At 66.4% G+C, this 17,521-nt stretch carries 19 protein-coding genes; 8 read left to right on the forward strand and 11 right to left on the reverse strand.

Features of this window, described 5'->3' with window-relative positions; translation table 11 throughout:
• The first annotated feature begins 21 nt into the window (after positions 1 to 21).
• The 4 genes from FAY22_RS03130 (at position 22) to FAY22_RS03145 (ending at position 2,793) form a co-directional block, all read left to right on the forward strand.
• Complete coding sequence (locus FAY22_RS03130) at positions 22 to 522, forward strand: DUF421 domain-containing protein (RefSeq protein ID WP_146328872.1); 501 nt, start codon at positions 22 to 24, stop codon at positions 520 to 522.
• Between the two features lie 52 nt (positions 523 to 574).
• Positions 575 to 961, forward strand: a complete 387-nt coding sequence (locus FAY22_RS03135) for a DUF488 domain-containing protein (RefSeq protein ID WP_146328873.1) — start codon at positions 575 to 577, stop codon at positions 959 to 961.
• Between the two features lie 121 nt (positions 962 to 1,082).
• Complete coding sequence (locus tag FAY22_RS03140) at positions 1,083 to 2,021, forward strand: MBL fold metallo-hydrolase (RefSeq protein WP_210411886.1); 939 nt, start codon at positions 1,083 to 1,085, stop codon at positions 2,019 to 2,021.
• 1 nt (position 2,022) lies between these two features.
• Entirely contained in the window at positions 2,023 to 2,793 is a 771-nt protein-coding gene (locus FAY22_RS03145; RefSeq protein WP_146328874.1) for an SGNH/GDSL hydrolase family protein, read from the forward strand.
• A 116-nt stretch (positions 2,794 to 2,909) separates the two neighbouring features.
• On the opposite strand, the gene FAY22_RS03150 is transcribed toward FAY22_RS03145, so the two are convergent.
• From FAY22_RS03150 to FAY22_RS03175, 6 genes are all read right to left on the reverse strand, one after another.
• Positions 2,910 to 3,542 carry a Ku protein gene (locus FAY22_RS03150; protein WP_146328875.1) on the reverse strand — a complete coding sequence of 211 codons (633 nt, stop codon included), beginning with the start codon at positions 3,540 to 3,542 and terminating at the stop codon, positions 2,910 to 2,912.
• A 69-nt stretch (positions 3,543 to 3,611) separates the two neighbouring features.
• Complete coding sequence (locus tag FAY22_RS03155; RefSeq protein ID WP_146328876.1) at positions 3,612 to 4,211, reverse strand: hemerythrin domain-containing protein; 600 nt, start codon at positions 4,209 to 4,211, stop codon at positions 3,612 to 3,614.
• A gap of 164 nt (positions 4,212 to 4,375) precedes the next feature.
• Positions 4,376 to 5,434 (reverse strand): lipopolysaccharide heptosyltransferase II, encoded by a 1,059-nt coding sequence (gene waaF, locus FAY22_RS03160; protein ID WP_146328877.1) that lies wholly within the window; start codon positions 5,432 to 5,434, stop codon positions 4,376 to 4,378.
• Positions 5,431 to 6,054, reverse strand: a complete 624-nt coding sequence (locus tag FAY22_RS03165; protein ID WP_146328878.1) for an HAD-IIIA family hydrolase — start codon at positions 6,052 to 6,054, stop codon at positions 5,431 to 5,433. Before FAY22_RS03165 ends, waaF begins: the two co-directional genes overlap by 4 nt.
• 159 nt (positions 6,055 to 6,213) lie before the next feature.
• Positions 6,214 to 6,984, reverse strand: coding sequence for an SDR family oxidoreductase (locus FAY22_RS03170; protein WP_146328879.1), 771 nt, complete (start codon positions 6,982 to 6,984; stop codon positions 6,214 to 6,216).
• A gap of 47 nt (positions 6,985 to 7,031) precedes the next feature.
• Positions 7,032 to 8,318 (reverse strand): glycosyltransferase family 1 protein, encoded by a 1,287-nt coding sequence (locus tag FAY22_RS03175; RefSeq protein WP_146328880.1) that lies wholly within the window; start codon positions 8,316 to 8,318, stop codon positions 7,032 to 7,034.
• 519 nt (positions 8,319 to 8,837) lie between these two features.
• Between FAY22_RS03175 and FAY22_RS03180 the strand changes: the two genes are divergently transcribed.
• The 4 genes from FAY22_RS03180 to FAY22_RS03195 all read left to right on the forward strand — a co-directional run bounded on the left by FAY22_RS03180 (position 8,838) and on the right by FAY22_RS03195 (position 11,531).
• Positions 8,838 to 9,320 (forward strand): glycine zipper 2TM domain-containing protein, encoded by a 483-nt coding sequence (locus FAY22_RS03180; protein WP_146328881.1) that lies wholly within the window; start codon positions 8,838 to 8,840, stop codon positions 9,318 to 9,320.
• A gap of 47 nt (positions 9,321 to 9,367) precedes the next feature.
• A complete protein-coding gene (locus tag FAY22_RS03185) occupies positions 9,368 to 10,195 on the forward strand; it encodes a mechanosensitive ion channel family protein (RefSeq protein WP_146328882.1) in 828 nt (275 codons plus the stop codon).
• Between the two features lie 188 nt (positions 10,196 to 10,383).
• Positions 10,384 to 11,208: a hypothetical protein gene (locus FAY22_RS03190; RefSeq protein WP_146328883.1), complete on the forward strand. Its 825-nt coding sequence runs from the start codon at positions 10,384 to 10,386 to the stop codon at positions 11,206 to 11,208.
• Between the two features lie 29 nt (positions 11,209 to 11,237).
• Positions 11,238 to 11,531 carry a PRC-barrel domain-containing protein gene (locus tag FAY22_RS03195; protein ID WP_146328884.1) on the forward strand — a complete coding sequence of 98 codons (294 nt, stop codon included), beginning with the start codon at positions 11,238 to 11,240 and terminating at the stop codon, positions 11,529 to 11,531.
• 93 nt (positions 11,532 to 11,624) lie between these two features.
• Here the strand turns inward: FAY22_RS03195 and FAY22_RS03200 are convergent, their stop codons facing one another.
• The 5 genes from FAY22_RS03200 to FAY22_RS03220 all read right to left on the reverse strand — a co-directional run bounded on the left by FAY22_RS03200 (position 11,625) and on the right by FAY22_RS03220 (position 17,227).
• The gene (locus FAY22_RS03200; protein ID WP_146328885.1) at positions 11,625 to 12,125 is read right to left on the reverse strand and encodes a hypothetical protein; all 501 of its coding nucleotides are present in this window, start codon (positions 12,123 to 12,125) and stop codon (positions 11,625 to 11,627) included.
• A 10-nt stretch (positions 12,126 to 12,135) separates the two neighbouring features.
• The gene (locus FAY22_RS03205; protein WP_146328886.1) at positions 12,136 to 13,086 is read right to left on the reverse strand and encodes a glycosyltransferase family 4 protein; all 951 of its coding nucleotides are present in this window, start codon (positions 13,084 to 13,086) and stop codon (positions 12,136 to 12,138) included.
• Positions 13,087 to 13,096: 10 nt separating this feature from the next.
• The gene (locus FAY22_RS03210) at positions 13,097 to 14,170 is read right to left on the reverse strand and encodes an SPASM domain-containing protein (protein ID WP_146328887.1); all 1,074 of its coding nucleotides are present in this window, start codon (positions 14,168 to 14,170) and stop codon (positions 13,097 to 13,099) included.
• The gene (locus tag FAY22_RS03215; RefSeq protein WP_146328888.1) at positions 14,167 to 15,300 is read right to left on the reverse strand and encodes a glycosyltransferase family 2 protein; all 1,134 of its coding nucleotides are present in this window, start codon (positions 15,298 to 15,300) and stop codon (positions 14,167 to 14,169) included. Before FAY22_RS03215 ends, FAY22_RS03210 begins: the two co-directional genes overlap by 4 nt.
• A 121-nt stretch (positions 15,301 to 15,421) precedes the next feature.
• Entirely contained in the window at positions 15,422 to 17,227 is a 1,806-nt protein-coding gene (locus FAY22_RS03220) for an ABC transporter ATP-binding protein/permease (RefSeq protein WP_210411887.1), read from the reverse strand.
• Positions 17,228 to 17,521 lie beyond the last annotated feature (294 nt).

Consider the following 17,521-nt stretch of genomic DNA (forward strand, 5'->3'; position numbering starts at 1 on the left):
TTTAACTCATGGAAATGACAGATGGATGCATTTCTTTCGGCCGTCGACTGGGGCCGCGTCTTCAAGCTGAGCATTCCTTTTCTCGAGATCGTGGTCAGGGGAAGCGCGATGTACTGGTTTCTGTTCGTCGTGTTCAGGTTCCTGGTCAGGCGCGACGTCGGCGCGGTGGGAGTGGCCGACATCCTGGTGCTGGTCATCGTCGCCGACGCTGCGCAGAACGGCATGGCGGGAGAATACACGTCCGTCGGCGACGCCGTGGTGCTGGTGCTGACGCTGATCGGCTGGAACATGCTGCTGGACTGGCTGAGTTTCCGTTTCCCCGCCATGCGCCGCTTCGCCGAGCCGAAGCCGCTGCGCCTGGTCATGAACGGGCAAATACTCAAGCGTAATATGCGCAAGGAATTCATCACCGAAGAGGAACTTTGGGGCAAGCTGCGGGAGGCGGGCATCGAATCCCTCGACCAGGTCAAGGAAGCCTTCATCGAATCGGACGGCCAGGTCAGCGTCATAAAGAAACGTTAACCCATCGTGCCGGCTTGATATGATCCGCGTGTCGCGACAAGGGGAGAAAAGAATGACGATTCGAATCGTACGGCTCGGCAGCCCGAGGGAGCAGGGCGAAGGCTTGCGCATCGGGACCGTGCGCCGTCCGCCGCGCGGCGTGCGCAAGGAAGAATACGCGTCGAAGGATATCTATGACGTGTGGTTTCCCAACCTGTCGCCATCCGAGGAGTTGCTGAAGGAAGCAAAAGCCGCCGACGACGCCCGCGCATGGCAGCTTTTCAAGCGCAAGTTCGTGGCCGAAATGAAGCGGCCCGACGCGAGCCGGGAGCTGGACCTGCTGGCGGCGCTGTCGCACCAGTCGGACATGTCCATAGGCTGTTATTGCGAGGATGAAGCCCGCTGCCACCGCTCGGTTCTCAGGGAGCTGCTGGCGCAACGCGGCGCGAAACTCCGGTAAGGCAGGCCGGGCCGGCTCGAACGCTCCCGAACGAAAGTTAAGCGAAATCAATAAGAGGTCCGGCGGAAATGTGGAACATTCCGACGAGCCGAAGCTCCGGCCCTGCCTGCGAGATCTTTCCATGAAACGAGTGTTCTTTTCACTGCTGTTCCTGCTGCTGACCGGCGCCGTCGCGCTGGCCTGGACTTTCTCGCCGGCCTTGCTCGATCCGGCGCCGCTGCAAGCCATGGAACTGCCGCGGGCTACGCCGCCGGCGGGCATGTCGCTGTCGGCCTTGCCGACCGGCTCGATGAAGTCGCGCGCGGCGCTGGCCTATCGCGGCGGGCGCTTTAGCGACGAGCGCGAATTTGCGATGACCGCGATCCTGGTGCGCCACCCGCGCGGCGACCTGCTGTTCGACACCGGATTCGGCCGCCGCCTGGAGCAGCACCTGGCCATGCAGCCGGCGCTCATGCGCGCCACCGCCACCTTCAGCAAGGGCACGCCCGCCGCCGAGCAGCTCGCCGCGCACGGCTTCGACCCCGCCAGGCTGGCCGGCGTGGTGATTACCCATGCCCACTGGGACCACGTCAGCGGGCTCGACAGCCTGCCCGGCGTGCCGGTCTGGGTGACGGCGGCCGAGAGCGACTTCATCGCCGGCGGCGGCGACATGACCTCGGTGGCGCGCAGCCTGGACCGGCTGGAGCTCAAGCCGTACCGCTTCGCCGACCGGCCTTATCTCGGCTTTACGCAAAGCCTCGACATCTGGGGCGACGGCTCGATCGTGCTGGTGCCGGCGGCGGGACACACGCCGGGCTCGGTGATCGCATTCATCACGCTGCCGTCGGGCGCGCGCTATGCGCTGCTGGGCGACCTGGTATGGCAGGCCGAGGGCATCGACTTGCCCGCCGAGCGGCCATGGCTCGCGCGTACGCTGGTCGATGTCGACGCCCAGGCGGTGCGGGCGAATATCGCGCACGTCGCCGCCATCCACCGGCGCTTCCCGCAGATCCGCATGCTGCCGGCGCACGATGCGCGCGCGATGGCCGCCTTGCCGGTGTTCCCGGCGGCCGCGCAATAGCATGGCCAAGTTCCGCTGCCTGGCCATACTGCTGTTGGCGCTGCTGTGCGGCATGGGCGCACAGGCGGCGCCGCCCGCGCGGCCCGCCGCGCTGCACATTCTTTTCATCGGCAACAGCTATACCTATACCAACGACCTGCCGGCGCTGGTGCGCGAACTGGCGCGGGCCAGCGGCGCGGCACGGCGGGTGGAAACCGAAGCGGTCACCGCCGGCGGCATGGACCTGAAATGGCACTGGGAGCAGGGCGCGGCGCGCGCGGCCCTGATGCGGAAAAAATGGGACTACGTGGTGCTGCAGGACTTCAGCACCTTGCCGCTGACCGACGCGGCGGCCGTGCGGCAGTACGTGCGCCTGTTCGACGAACAGATCCGCCGCGCGGGCGCGCGCACCGTGCTGTACCTGACGTGGGCACGCGCTACCGCGCCCGAGGCCCAGGCCCAGATCAACCGCGTCTATTACGGCATCGGCGGCGAAATCGGCGCGCGCGTGGCCCCGGTGGGGCCGGCCTGGGCCATCGCGCGCGAACTGGACCCGCGCATTCGTCTATACGAAAGCGACAATAGCCATCCAACCCTGGCCGGGTCCTACCTGGCTGCCTATGTGTTCCAGCTCACCCTGTTCGGCAAGTCGCCGCGCATGCCGGATGTGCCGCGCGGACTGACGGCCGTCGAGCATCGCGTGCTGCTGCTGGCGGCGCTGCGTGCCACGGCGCGCAACGACTGGCTGGCACGCTTATCGCCCATGGAGCTCGCGGCCGGCCCGCCCGGCTGAGGCAGCCGAAAAAGGCAGGGCAAAAAAAAGCAGGGCAACTTGCGTCGCCCTGCAACCCGAACAAACACACCACCAGGAGACATCCAACTCGATTTTCTCTTGCGCGCACGGATGCGCTAATGCAGCCTGCCCCGCGTCCGGCCTGCCGTCGCGCTGCCGCGCCGCGCCGCCATGCGCGGCGTGCGGCGGTGCGGCCTGCCCCACAGCCTGTCCATCAAATCCTCTTCCAGCTCCAGCCCGCCCTGTTCGGCCAGGTCGAGCAGTTCCTCCAGTTCGACCACTTCCGCCGAGCGGCCCGGCATGGCTACCTCGATGCGCACGTCCGGTTCCGGACGCAGCGCATCCCATTGCTGCGTCATGCTGTCGACCAGCCGTGTGGCGGCGGCCAGTTCGCTTTCGCTGATGTCGGCTTCGGCGAATTCGCCCGGCGCCATGCCGGGCACGTTGCAGTCGCGCGTTTCGCTGGCATACTCCAGTGTGTTGAGCACCAGCGCCTTACCTTGTGGAACCAGCGCCGCCAGGTGCCGGCGCATCTGGATCACCACATACGCGATGCCGATCTTGCGGGTGCGGCGCAACGCCTCGCGCAGCACCGCATAGGCCTTTTCGCCGCCCGGCGGCGGCGCGAGGTAATAGGGCGTCCCGAAATAATGGAAGGGGATTTCCTGCGCCTCGACGAAGGCGAAAATGTCGACTGCATGCGTCGGCCTGATCTCGCTCCCGCTTGCTCCCTTGTCGGTCAAAATCACTTGGTGCCTTTCCTTGTCTTCGTTGGTCCTGACGGTTCTCGCGGCAAGCGCGGCAACCGCTGGCGCCGGTTAGTGCACGCGCCGCCCCGCCTTGGTCTTGGCAGCGGGTTCCTCGTCTTCGTCGTCCACCGTTTCCGCCGGCGCGATGCCGAGCTCCTCGCGCAGTTCCAGCTTGCGCTGGCGGATCTCGTCGCCGAGGCCTTCCAGGTCGAGGTCGGCCTTCTTAGCTTTCGGGAACATTTCCTTTTCTTCTTCCTGAATATGGTGCTTCACGTATTCGCCCAGCACCGTGAACTTCGCGTCGTACAGGTCGTCTTCCGGCTGCATGGCCGCCAGCTCCGTGATGAGCTGCTTGGCGGAGGCGTGCTCGACCTCGGCTTCGTCCAGCAAGTCCAGGTCGTCGATCGCTTCGCGCAGCGCGGGGTAGAACAGCTCTTCCTCCACCTGCGCGTGGATGGTCAGCTCGGCGCAAGTGTTTTCGACCAGCAGCTGTTTGGATTCATCGTCCGGATCGTTGTCTTCTTTCATTTGTTCGAATTCATCGAACATGCGCACCACTCTCTTGTGGTCGTCGGCAAGCACGTCGAGCGCATCTTGGGGTTCCGTCTTGGCATGGCCGCGGTACGAGGTAGCCTTCGAAGAAGACTTGGAAGACGAACTACGTGGCATGGCTATCTCCTGTGAGGTTGTCAGGCCGTACTGATCAGCCGGCAGTCCGTTGCTTGTCGCAAGCTCTGTGCCAAGAACGGCTTCAGGCGAAAAGCCGCCAAGTGGGAGGCGGCGGCGTGGCGCGTGTTGCAGGTCGAAAGCGTTTTTGCAATCAGGTGTAAAACTTACAGCAGTTCAAGCGCCGCGCCGACCACGCGCGCCGGCGGCACGCCTTCGAGGCAACGATGGTGTCCCTGCGGGCATACGCTCTTGTAGCAGAAGCGGCACGGCACATCCTCGAACAGCACCCGGTTCGGTACCTGCCACGGCGTGTGCTGCGGATTGGTCAATGCGTACAGGTCGACCACCGGCGTGCCGACGGCGGCTGCGATATGGGCCGGACCTGTGTTGTTGGAAATGACGAGCGGGGCGGCCGCGATGAGCGCGGCCAGCTGCCCGAGGCTGAGCTGGCCGGCCAGCGAATGGGCGCGCGCAATGCCGGCCCTGATCTCGTCGGCCAGCGCGGCTTCCTGCGCCCCGCCGGTCAGCACCAGCGGGCATTGCAGGCGATCGGCCAATTCGCGCGCCACCGCCTTCCAGTGCCGCGCCGGATAGCGGCGCGAGGCGGCGCTTGCGCCCGGATGCAGCAAGACCCATGGCGCGCCGGCAGCGATGCCGAGCGCGCGCATGCAGGACGCGGCCCAGTCGGCGTCGCCCGGCTCGATGCGGAACGACAGGCGTTCGTCGCCGGTGCGCGCGCCGACCGACGCCACCAGGTCGAGCTGGCGCCGCACTTCGTGCCGCACGCGCTCCTGCGGCTCCGGATCGCGCACCCAGTGGGTCAGCAGCTGGTAGGGGTTCTCATGGCAGTGCGCCAGGCGCAGCGGGATGCGCGCCAGGTGGCACAGCAGCGCCGACGGCAGCGGGTTCTGGCTGTAGACGGTGAAGATGACGGCCGCGTCGAAGCGCTGCTTGCGCAGATGGCGGATCATCGCCATGTCGGCGCGTGCGTCGCGCGCATCGCTGCTCTTGAGCCAGGGCGCGTCGTATTCGATGGCGGCGTCGACTTCGGGGATGAAGCGCGCAACTTCGGCGCCGCTGCGCGAGGTCAGCAGCGTGAGGCGGCAACCCGGCAGCGACTGCTTGAGCGCGCGCAGCGCCGGAGTGGTCATCAGCACGTCGCCCAGATAGTCGAGCCGGATGCACAGGACGTTCCGGGCGTGCTGCCAGCCGCGTTCGCTCACGGGCTCAGCGCGCTGCCGGGCGCGGCGCGCAGGAGATCGGGCGGAATGTCCGCCGACAGTTGCGGCTCGTCCAGCTCCGCGATCAGGGTCGCGGCGGCGTACAGGTCGGACGCAGAAAAGTGCGGCGTGCGCAGCGCCGACATCTTCCACTCCGTTTCGTTGCCGTTGTCGATCAGGACCGTGCGGCAGCCGGCGCGGCGTCCGGCCTCCACGTCGTTGAGGATGTCGCCGATCATCCAGGACTGCGCAAGGTCGACGCCGTGTTCGTAGGCGGCGCGATGCAGCATGCCGGGCATCGGCTTGCGGCAGGTGCAGGGGATCGTGTAGCGGCTGATGCTGCCCTCGATGGCGTGCGGGCAGTAGTAGAAGCCGTCGAGCGTGACGCCGTACTGCGCCAGCAGTTCCTGCAGGCGCTGCTCGACCTGGTCGAGCGCCGCTTCGGTGAACAGGCCGTGGGCGACGCCGGACTGGTTGGTGACGACGTACAGGGCGTAGCCGAGCTGCCTGAACAGCTGCAGGCCGGGGCCGGCGTGCCAGGTGAGCTGCAGCAGGCCGGGGTTGACGTTGTAGGGGATGTTTTCTACAAGAGTACCGTCTTTGTCGAGGAAGATTGCGCGCATGGTTGGTGGCCTCGTTTCGTCACTGTCGTGGTTTTTCTTCGGTGACGCGATGCTGTCTTTTCTCCCTGGAGATCAGCCGGGGGCGGCCCGGCATCAGGGACGGGATGAGGCGCGGGGAGAGGGCGGCAACGCGTGCTCGCCGCCGCATTTTTCGTCCCGTCACGGCCACGACGTCTCCTGCATCGGCAGCACCATCACTTCCGGTATCACCGTCTGCTCCGGCAGCATCAGCACCGACTTCACCGCGCGCGCGACGTTGGCCGGGTCCTGCAGGGTCGAGACGTCGATGTCGGGGAAGCGGTCCAGCAGGAACGGCGTGCGCATGCCGCCGGCGACGACGGCGGTGACCTTGATGTTGTGCGGACGAAGTTCCGCGTGCAGCGCGTGCGACAGGCCGAGCAGCCCCCACTTGCTGGCATGGTAGGCCGAGGCGTTGGGCCACGCGCGCTTGGCGGCGGTGGAGGAGATGTTGACGATCTGGCCGCCGCGCTGCCTTTTCATGTGCCGCGCGGCGAACTTCGACAGCAGGAACGGGCCGTACAGGTTGGTGCGGATGACGCGGTCCCAGTCCGCGTAGTCGAGTTCCTCGATCGGACAGGTGACGTCGGTGCCGGCATTGTTGATCAGCACGTCGAGCTTGCCGAAGCGCTCGACCGTGTCGTCGATTGCGCGCTCGGCGGCGACCGGGTCGCCGACGTTGAAGCCGATCGCATGGGTTTTCCCGCACGACGGCTGCAGCAGCGCGGCGACGGTCTGCGCCTTGTCCAGGTTGAGGTCGCCCACCACGACGTCGGCGCCGCAGGATGACAGCATGTGGCACAGCGCGGCGCCCAGGCCGCTGGCGCCGCCGGTGACCAGCACGGCCTTGCCCGCCAGGTCGGACGCTTCGGTGGGGCTGACAGCATAGTTCGATACGTTAACGTTGCTCAAGTGGGCCTCCAAAAGGGTGGTTCCGACAAGGGATGGGGAATGGTGTCCTAGCTGCGCAATCCGACCTCGGCTGCGGCGTTGCGTGTGCCGGTCGCGTAGGCCGGCGACGGCAGGGCCACGCGCTCGTACACGTCGGCGATGCGCGTGGCGACCGTGCGCCAGGTGAACTGCTGGTAGGCGCGCCGCATGCCGGCCCAGCCCAGGCGCTGCGCGATGTGCGGATGGCGCTGCAGCCACAGCAGGCGCTCGGCCAGCGCCTGCGGGTCGTTGGGCGGCACCAGGTAGCCGGTTTCGCCGTCGACCACGGTGGTCTTGATGCCGCCGACGGCGGTGCCGACGACTGGCGTGCCGCAGGCCATCGCTTCCACCGGCGTGATGCCGAACGGCTCGTACCAGGGCGTGGTGACGAAGACGTTGGCCGCGCTGTAGTAATAGCGCAGCTGGGCGCGCTGGCGCTGGCCGGTGAAGGTCACCGCGTCGGCGATGCCGAGCTCCTCCGCCAGAAGCATCAGTCGTCCCAGTTCCGGCGTGGCGATCGGGTCGGGCAGCTCGGAATTGCCGCCCACCACCAAAAGACGTACCGGCACCTCGTGCTGCTGCTGCAGGATGGCGGCGGCGCGGATCACGTTGTCGATGCCCTTGCGCGGCACGATGCGGCCCAGTTGCAGCACCACGAATTCGTTGCGGCCGATGCCGAGCTGCTGGCGCGCGTCGAGCGTGACCGGCCAGAATTCATCGGGGTCGAAACCGCACGGCACGACGTCGATGCGCTCCCTCGGCGCGCCGTACAGGGTTTCCATGTCCTGCTGGTCCTGCGGGCATTCGGCGAGGATGCAGTCGGCGTCCTGCATCAGCCTTTCCTCGATGTCGAAGCGGATGTCGGGGAAGGCGTCGGCATCCTTCTGGTTCAGGCGGCGCACCCGTCCCAGCGCATGGAAGGTCATCACGAACGGAATGCCGAGGATGTGCTTGACCTGCTGCGCGACCATGCCGGACATGAAGAAATTGGCGTGCATCAGGTCGTAGGGAATTTTTTGCCTTCGCGCAAATCGGATCACGAAGCGCCCGAACTGTTCCATATACGGCAGCATCGCTTCCTTGGGAATGAAGTGGGCCGGCCCGGCGGGGACATGGATCACGCGCACGCCGGGCGACCAGTCGGTCACCGCTTCCTGATCGGTGCAGTCGCGGCGGGTAAAGATGTCGACTTCGTAGCCGAGGCGGGCCAGATGCTTGGCAAGCTGCGCCACATAGACGTTTTGTCCGCCGCTGTCGATGCCGCCGATGAGCGCCAGGGGCGATGCATGTTCGCTGATGAGTGCAATTTTTCGCATGATTGTCCGGATTATTGGAATTATCGAAGCGCTGCACCGCACACAAAGCAAAGCATGTACCTAGCCGCGATGCGGGCTGGGCTGCGGCTTGCGCAGGCAGTCGCCGGCCTTTGCGCTGCCGCAAACACCTTGTGCAAAGGCTTGTCGTTACTGCATCTGCGCATGACTGTCGCGGCCGCAAGATTGCCTCGAGTCACCGATGTCGGACTTCCCCGATGCTGCTCGTCAAGATGGCGGCACGTAATAGGTACGGAATAGGCGCGTAAGAGATACAGGTCGCTGTAAAAAGTGCTGCTGCGTTGCGCCGGCGTGCAATCGTTACTTCCAGGCTTGGCATTTTTCGGATGCTGCGACGAGGAAAGGATGCTCCGCGTGCCTGGCATGTAACCTGCATCGATGAAGTTTCGGAGACGGCGGCCGCCTGCGTGTTGCATTAATGCCGGACGCGTTCCGCGCAGCCTTGCTCCTCGACAGGGGGACGCCGGAAAGATGATGGTCTTCAAGATAAGGAGATGAACAATGTGGACTGACAAATCGAAATTCGGCGCCATCGCCATCTGCAGCCTTGCCCTGGCCGCGTGCGGCACGACTGGCATGAACAGCTCCACCGGCGTCGCGTCCGCGCCGCCGGTGACGACCACCGCCGCCACCGCCAGCAACGTGTCCGGCATGGGCGTGGTGCAGTCCATCGACGTGGTGCCGCGCCAGCAGGCCGGTATCGGCCTGGGGACGGTGGCCGGCGCGGCCGTCGGCGGCCTGCTCGGCAACCAGGTCGGCGGCGGCAGCGGCAGGACCGCGGCGACGGTCGCCGGCGCGGCCGGCGGGGCGCTGGCCGGCCACCAGATGGAAAAGAATGCGCGCGGCGCGGACCAGGCGTACCGGATCACGGTGCGCATGGATGACGGCTCGCTCCAGACCCTGGCCCAGGAAACGGCGCCTCAGGTGGCGGCCGGTGACCGCGTGCGCCTGGCTAACGGCGTGATCGTCGAGCGCTTCCGCTAAGGGCGACGCTTGCGGCGCTTGCCGTTCCGCCCGCGCGGCCGCGGGCGATGAGCCTCGTCCTGGCCGATATCGGCCGCTGGGCGGAGTTGCTGCGGCCGTTCTGGCACATCCTGCTGGTGTGGGTGCTGGCGTGGCTGGTGCTGCGCTCGCTGCGCCGCGCGCTGGCGGCATTCAAGCTGCACATCGAGCACAAGGTCGAGCGCGAGCCGGACGGGGCGCTTGACTTCCGGCGCATCGAGACGCTGACCAACGTGTTTCGCTACGCCGCCGGCATCGTCGTGTTCGGCGTGGCGGCCATGCTCACGCTGGGCGAGATCGGCATCTCCATCACGCCCATCCTTGCCACGGCCGGCGTGGCCGGCATCGCCATCGGCTTCGGCGCGCAAAGCCTGGTCAAGGACTTTTTCACGGGCCTGTTCCTGCTGCTGGAAAACCAGGTGAGCGAAGGCGACGTGATCGAGGTCGCGGGCAAGTCCGGCCATGTCGAGCGCGTCACGCTGCGCCACATCCGCATGCGCGACTACGACGGCAGCGTGCACTTCATCCCGAACGGCATGATCACCACCGTCACCAACCGCAGCCGGGAATATGCCTATGCGGTGGTCGATTTGTCCGTAGGCCGCCGGGAAGACCTGGATCGTGTCTTCGCGCTGATGCGCGAGGTCGGCGCCGCCATGCGCGCGGACGCCGCCGTGGGGACGGCGGTGCTGGGCGAGGTCGATATCGCCGGGGTCGAAAAAGTCGAGGATGCGGCAATGACGGTGCGTTGCCGACTGAAAGTGAAGCCTTCCCGGCAGTGGAGCGTGCGGCGGGAATTTCTGCGCCGCATGAAATTGGCGCTGGACAGGGAGCACCCGCCGGCTTCTCCGACGTAATTGGAATCCTTACCCGGAGCCGTGCAAACTTTACCCGGAACGCGGACCGGCGCGGCGCGCGCCGGCGCACGGTTTCGCAGGCATGGATGTTGCGTTTTGCGTCTGCGTGGACCCGTCGGCCGGGTGCAGCGAAACGATCGGCAACCGAACAGGCTTTGCCGTCTGCCCGGGATGACAGGAGGAATGACATGGGAATCGACGACATCCATTCCGGCCGTGGAGAACTGCCGCAACAGATCGATCCGATGCCCTACGCGCGGCGGCCGCTGTTTTCCGCGGTGCGCTGGGGCGCGGTGCTGGCGGGCGTGGTGGTCGGCATTTCGGTGCAGCTGCTGCTGACCTTGCTGGGCATTGCGACTGGCCTGTCGGCAACCGATGTGTCGCAAGGCGAGGGCATGGGAACGGGGCCGCTGCTGTGGGCCGGGCTATCCATGCTGATCGCGGCCTTCGTGGGCGGCTATGTCGCCGCGCGCATGTCGGGCCTCAAGCGCAAGGCCGACGGCGTGCTGCATGGCGCGGTGTCGTGGGCGGTGACCACGATCCTGTTCTCGATGCTGGCGACCTCGATCGGCGGCACGCTGGTCAGCGGCGTGTTCAACAACATGAACCAGCTCGCCAGCGCCGGCGCGCGGTCAGGCGAATCGCCGCTGGCGGCGCTGATGCGCGCGCAGGATATCCGAATGGACGCCGCCGGCCTGCGCCAGCTGCAGCAGTACCTGCAGGCCGGCCAGCGCGATCAGGCTGTGCAGCTGGTGATCAACGCCACCGGCGTGGAGCCCGCCAGGGCGTCGGCGGTGGTGGACCAGGCGCTGATCCTGACCGGTCCGGCCGGCGCCGCCTCGCCGCAGGGCCGCGGCGCGACCGAGAGCGCGGTACGCCGCACCAGCGCCGCCGCCTGGCTGGTGTTCGCGGCGGTGGCCCTGGCGCTGGCCATCGGCATGGGCGGCGGCATCATGGGCGCGGCCGGATCGCGCCGCGTAAGCTGGTCATCCGGCGCGGCGCCGCCCGCCTGAGGCCGGCGTTTTTTGTGAAAGGGAATCGCATGAGAACAGCAGGAAGTCGGACACGCAGCTCGGACAACAGCCGCAGGCGCTTTGTCAGGGTGTCCGAATGCGATTCCAGCACCGCGCAGCTGCTGCACGGCTGCCCGGTTGTGACGCCCGAAGGATCGCGCATCGGGCATGTCGATCACCTGATGGTGGATGCGGAGACGCATCAGTTGAGGTACGTGATGCTGGCGCGTGGGCGTCGGCATGGGGCGGAGGTGGCGATTCCGTGGCATGCGCTGTATTTCGATGCGGCTGCGGGGAGGTTGGTGTTTTATACGTGGGTTTGATGTTATGGGCTGGCTTTTGATGTTTCTTCGGTGCCGGGGGCACCGAAGAAACATCAATCACTTCTCCGCGGTGCCGGGGGCACCGAAGAAACATCAATCACTTCTCCGGCAAAAACAAATGCCTCCCCCGTTCCGCCACAATCCCCCCTTCGCCATCGCCCGCAACCACATCGCCACCGTTCCCGCAAACGCCTCGTCGTACCAAGGATTGGCCCCGCTGCAGCTGACCACGATTCCGTCCACCACAACGCTGCCCCACAGCACCGTATCGCGCGCGGTCAGTAAGTGCGGCCGCAGCTCCTGTACCACGTGGCCATCCAATCCGGTGCGCCATGCCACGCGCGCCTTGGCATGCGCGAACGCCGCATAATCGGCATCCCATTTTTCACGGTCGCCGACGGCGTGCTCGTAGAGAATCGCTTCCTCGAACGAGGAGTCGGCGGGCCCGAGCAGCGGGTCCATCACTACGAGGTACAGAAAGCCGCTTTCCCCGACTTCCTTGTGCTTCATCGCTTCGTGGATCAGCGGCAGGCTCATGGCGACCGCCTTTTCCGCAGCCGCGCGATCGATGAAGTAGCTTCCGGAAGCTGCCATGGACTCTCCTTTAGAGTTGGGTAACGAAACGGAAGACGGCGTCCCAGTCGCGCGCGAAGCGCTCGATGCCGAAACGTTCGAGCGCGTAGCGCCGCGCCGCCGCGCCGAGCTCGCGGGCATGCCCGGGATGCGCTAGCAATTTCCGCATGCGCTCGGCCAGCACGTCCTCGCGCGTGTCGACGTAGCCGGAGACGCCGTTGTCGATCACGGTCGCCATTTCGGTGGTCGCCAGCGCGACGATGGGCATGCCGATCATCATCGCCTCGATCACGGCCAGGCCCAGGCTGGTGTAGCGGATCGGGTTGAAGAAGAAGCGGTATCGCGCGCAGAAGGCGGGCAGCTGCGCGTGCTCGACTTCGCCCAGCCCGCCCGCTTCCGGCGCGCCCATGCCGACCAGGTCGAGCGGCACCGCCTCGCGCGCGCGCATGAAAACGTCGCCGCCCAGGCGCCGGCCGCGCCGGGCGATGTTGTTGACGACCACGATGCCGCGCTCCAGCTCGCCGCCGTAGCTTACGTGCGGGGGGACGATCACGCCGTGCTCGACGATGCGCGCGGGCGTCGCGCCGCTATCCCACATCAGCGCGTTGAACGGCGTGACATGCACCAGGAGCACATCCGGGTCCTGCACCGGGTGCCGCATGTCGGTCGGGTTCTCGCGCGGCGGGTCGTGCTCCAGGTAGATCTTCGGCAGGCGGCGCTGCGCTTCCGACAGGTAGAGGTGCTGGTCCTTCAGGTACTGGTCGTCGTCCTGGAACAGGATGCAGTCGAACTGGCAGTCCTTCGCTTCGTCGACCGGCAGGTCGATCACGTTATCGCCCCACGGGATGTGGCCGCAGCGACCGCCGTATCCGGGCGGACGGTCGGGCTTGGACAGGACGTAGAAATCGTGCGGGGCCTGGGTCAGGTAGTAGAGGTAGCTGCCGTGCGTGTGCCAGGTGAGGATTTTCAGTCGTCGCTGCATAGGGGCGCAATCAGAAAGTGCCTGCGTAGATGGCGCAACTGCGACAGACTTCCGGGGGCGTCGCAGAGGCGAGCTGTTCGCGAAATGCGGTGTACTGGCGATTGTTCCAGATCGTCGCCACGCCGTTTTGCGCCATGTCGCCGAAGTGGATGCGGTCCGGCGTGGACACCATGCAGCATGGCATGGCGCGGCCGTCGTAGCTGATGTAGGCGCCGCGCCATGGCCAGTCGCAGCGGGCTCTTCCCGGCATGCCGGGCGGGTGCGGGCGTGGTCTCACGTTGGGCAGGCGCAGCGCGACGCCGAGCTCGCGCGCGGCCGCGCGCGCTGCCTCGAAGTGCCGTTCGACGCGCTGCGGGTCGTCGTTGACGAGGCTTTCTTCGTCGACGAAGCTGCGCATCGGACGGTAGCGCTCGGGCAGGCTCGACTCGCCGAAATCGTGGCACAGGTGCTGCACCGACAGCGCACGTACGCCTTCGCGGCGGGCCAGCCGCACCAGGTCGGGCAGTTCGTGCAGGTTGCGCCGCATGGCCACGGCCACCAGGCGGATGTCGGGCGTTGCGCTCCTCAGTTTTTCCCTGGCCTGCACCAGTCGGCGCAGGTTGCGCAGCACGCGCTCGAAGCGCGCGCGCAGGCGGATCGCCTGGAAGGTGTCGGCGCTGGCGCCGTCGAGCGAGGCATGCAGCGTGCGCAGGCCGCTCGCGACGCATTCCTCGGCGCGCGCGTCGGTCAGGACGGTGAGGTTGGTATTGGTCGACACCGCGATGCCGCGCCCGGCGGCGTAGCGCACCATGTCGAAAAAGCGCGGATGCAGCATCGGTTCGCCCAGCCCCTGCAGCTGCAATTCCTCCAGCTGGGGGAACTGGTCGATCAGGCGGCAGAACACCTCGAAATCCATGAAGGCGCGTGGCTGGCCGGGGCCGCCTTCGCCGCGGAACTGGATCGGGCACATGCGGCAGCGCAGGTTGCACTGGCCGACCGGCTCGATCTGCACGAAGCGCGGCAGCGCGACGTCGTCATTTGCGCGCGCCAATGAGCCCCCTTCGTTCGTGCGCGGCGGCGCAACCTCCTCGCCCGCGTCGCTCATATCAGCCTCGCGCGGAACCTGAGCGCGCCGACGGCGCGCCAGAAGACCGCAAGAGGCGGGATCAGGATCGAAGTGATCAGCATCTCGGCGATGTGCGACGGAGTACGCGACGTGCGCTTCAGGCGCTGCGCGCAAAAGCGCGCGGTCATGAACAGCCAGACCAGGCCCGCGGCGACCGCCGCCTCGGCCAGGGCGGCCAGCAGGCTGGCCAGGCAGGCGAACAGCGCCGCCACCGTCAGGTAGAAATCCCAGCGCGGGCGGGCGCGTATCTTCTCGCGGTACAGCAGCGGATGCTTCTTGAACAGCAGCGCGTCGAACTGGATCTTCCTGATCTGGGAGATGCTCACGCCCCACCCGGCCGGACGGATCGGATGCGTCATCACCGCGTTCGGCGCGTGCACGATGCCGGCGCTGTATTCGAGCAGGCTGAAATAGAGGTCGGAATCCTCGCGCCAGGCAAAGCGGAAGCGCTCGTCGAAGCCGCCGATGTCTTCCAGCACGCGCCTGCGCACGAAGCAGTTGGCGGTGACGAATTCGGCGGTTTCCAGGTTCTTGGCGTCGAGCTGGTAGTCGGTGGGCGTGCCGGACATCGGCATGACGATGCGTCCGCGCACCGCGTGCACGTCGTCGTTGAATGCAAGCATGCCGTTGCGCAACCAGTCGGCGCGCGCGATCGTGTCGTCGTCGGTGAAGGCGATGATGCCGCCGCGCGCGGCCCGCCAGCCGTGGTTGCGTGCGGCAGCCGGCCCGTGCGGCCCCATCGACGGGATGTAGACGATGTCGGGACCGGTGCCGGCGGTGTGGGCCGACCAGCCGACCACGATGTCGCGCGTGCTGTCGTCGGGCCCGTCGTCGACGATGATGATTTCGAAGCGGCCCGGGTCGAAGCGCTGCAGGACAAGGCTGGCAATGCAGCGGTTGAGCAGCTGCGGGCGGCCCCGCGTCGGCACCACGATCGACACGTCGATGTCGACCGCCGGCGGGGCGTCGCCGGCATGGGGATGCAGGCGCGTGACCGAGGCGCTGCGTGGCGCAGCGGGCGGCGCTTCCCTTGTGCGGCCTGCGCGCAGGCCGTCGCCTTCGGCGCGACGGCGCCGGCGATCCCTGTTAAATGCGAGTACTTTCGGCATGGCTGCGATCCTGAATGGGTTTTTTTAAATTGGAATAAGCACGCCTGCTATTGTTCCCGGGCGTTCCCGGTTCGAAGGCAACTCTTGTGCCACATCATTGCCTGCTTTTCTGCGTGGATTGCTACCCGGACAGCAATTCCTTTTCCCGCTCCTCGCTGTGCTCGCTGCTCTGCTGCAGCTGCCACAGCCGCGCATAGGCTCCGCCCTTGTGCAGCAGTTCCGCATGCGGGCCGCGCTCGATGATGCGGCCGCGGTCCATCACCAGGATTTCGCCGGCGTCGACCACGGTCGACAGGCGGTGCGCGATGACCAGCGCGGTGCGGTTGTGCGACAGCTGGTCGAGCTCTTCCTGGATGGCGCGCTCGGATTGCGAGTCGAGCGCGGAGGTGGCTTCGTCGAAAATGAGCAGCGGCGGATTCTTGAGGATGGCGCGCGCCAGCGCGATGCGCTGCTTCTCGCCGCCCGACATCTTGACGCCTCGCTCGCCGACCGGTGTATCGTATTTCTGCGGCAGCGATTCGATCAGCTCGTGGATGTGCGCGGCCTTGGCTGCGGCTACGATGTCGTCCATGGTGGCGTCGGGGCGGCCGTAGCCGATGTTGTAGGCGATGGTGTCGTTGAACAGCAGGGTTTCCTGCGGCACCACGCCGATGGCCGCGCGCAGGCTCCGGGTGGACACGCTGCGGATGTCCTGGCCGTCGACCAGCACCCGGCCGCTGCCGACGTCGTAAAAGCGCAGCAGCAGGCGCGCCAGCGTGGACTTGCCGGAGCCGCTGCCGCCGACCACCGCCACGGTGGTGCCGGGCGCGATGCGGAAGGAGACGTCGCGCAGGATGATGCGCCCCGGCTCGTAGCCGAAGCTGACATTGTCGAACACCACTTCGCCTTTCGCCACGCGCAGTTCCGGCAGGCCGGGCGGGTCGGGAATTTCCGGCTTTTCGCGCAGCAGCTGGAACAGCTTTTCGGTGTTGACCAGCGCATCGCGCGATTCGCGGTACACGAAGCCGAGCGAGTTCAGCGGCAGGCAGAGCTGGATCACGTAGGCGTTAATCAGGATCAGGTCGCCCACCAGCATCTGCCGCGTCATCACGCCGTGGCCGGCCAGCAGCATCACCGATGCCACGCCGAGGGCGATGATCGCGCTCTGTCCGACGTGCAGGATGAACAGCGCGCGCTGGTTCTGCACCACCGCTTCGGCCCAGTGGTCCATGACATCCTGGAAGCGATGCGATTCCTTTCCTTCGTTGGTGAAGTACTTGACCGTGTCGTAATTGATCAGGCTGTCGGTCAAGAGGCTCTTGGCGCTGGAGTCGAGGCGGTTCACGCGGCGCTGGTGGATGGCGCGCCGGGCGGTGAACACCAGGGTGAAGCCGCAGTAGAGGAGGAAGGTGACGCCGATGATGGCGGTGTACCAGAGGCTGTAGCGGGTGGTCATGATGGCGATCACCATGCCGATCTCGAGCAGCGTCGGCACCAGCGTAAACAGGCCCACGCCGAGCAGGAAGGCGATGCCGTTGGTGCCGCGGTCGATGTCGGGCAACAGGCCGCCGATGCGGCGCTGCGCATGAAAGCGCGCCGACAGCGAATGCAGGTGGGAGAATGTGTTGTGGGCGTAGGTGGCGACCGTGTGCTGGGTCACGCGCGAGAATGCCAGGTCACGCAACTCGTTGAACAGCGTGCTGGCAAAGCGCATGATCGCATAGCCGGTCAGCAGCACGATCGGCAGCGAGGTGATGTGTTCCGGATGGGACAGCTCGTCAACGATGCGCTTGAGCATGAGCGGCACCGACACCACCGCCACCTTGGCCAGGATCAGGCAGATCAGCGCCGCGGCGATACGCCCGCGAAAGCCGGAAACGACTTGCCACAGGTCGCGCATGACATTCTGGCGGGGAGGCTGGCCGTCGGGCGGAGGTGACATATCCATTTACGTATCCGGTCACAAGAAACGGCAGGCAGTGCAAGCTTGTTCCATTCCTGCCTGTAATAGTTACAAAGCGCTTTTACAAACGAACTCCCTTATCTTCCTGGCGGCGCCGGCATGCATCGGGCCACCCGACGCTGCCTGCGCGGGAAGGAAGCCGCGCGGCACAGCCCATCCAGTGGAATGGAACTTGCGAAGAGGGGTGCCGGTCACGTTCGCGATCAAGTTCGCATATCCCGGCCGGCCGGGTGCTTCGCAGGGCTGGTTAGCACTATTTATTCCAAGACGATTGACACG

This window comes from Noviherbaspirillum sp. UKPF54, assembly GCF_007874125.1.
Classification (GTDB): Bacteria; Pseudomonadota; Gammaproteobacteria; order Burkholderiales; family Burkholderiaceae_D; genus Noviherbaspirillum.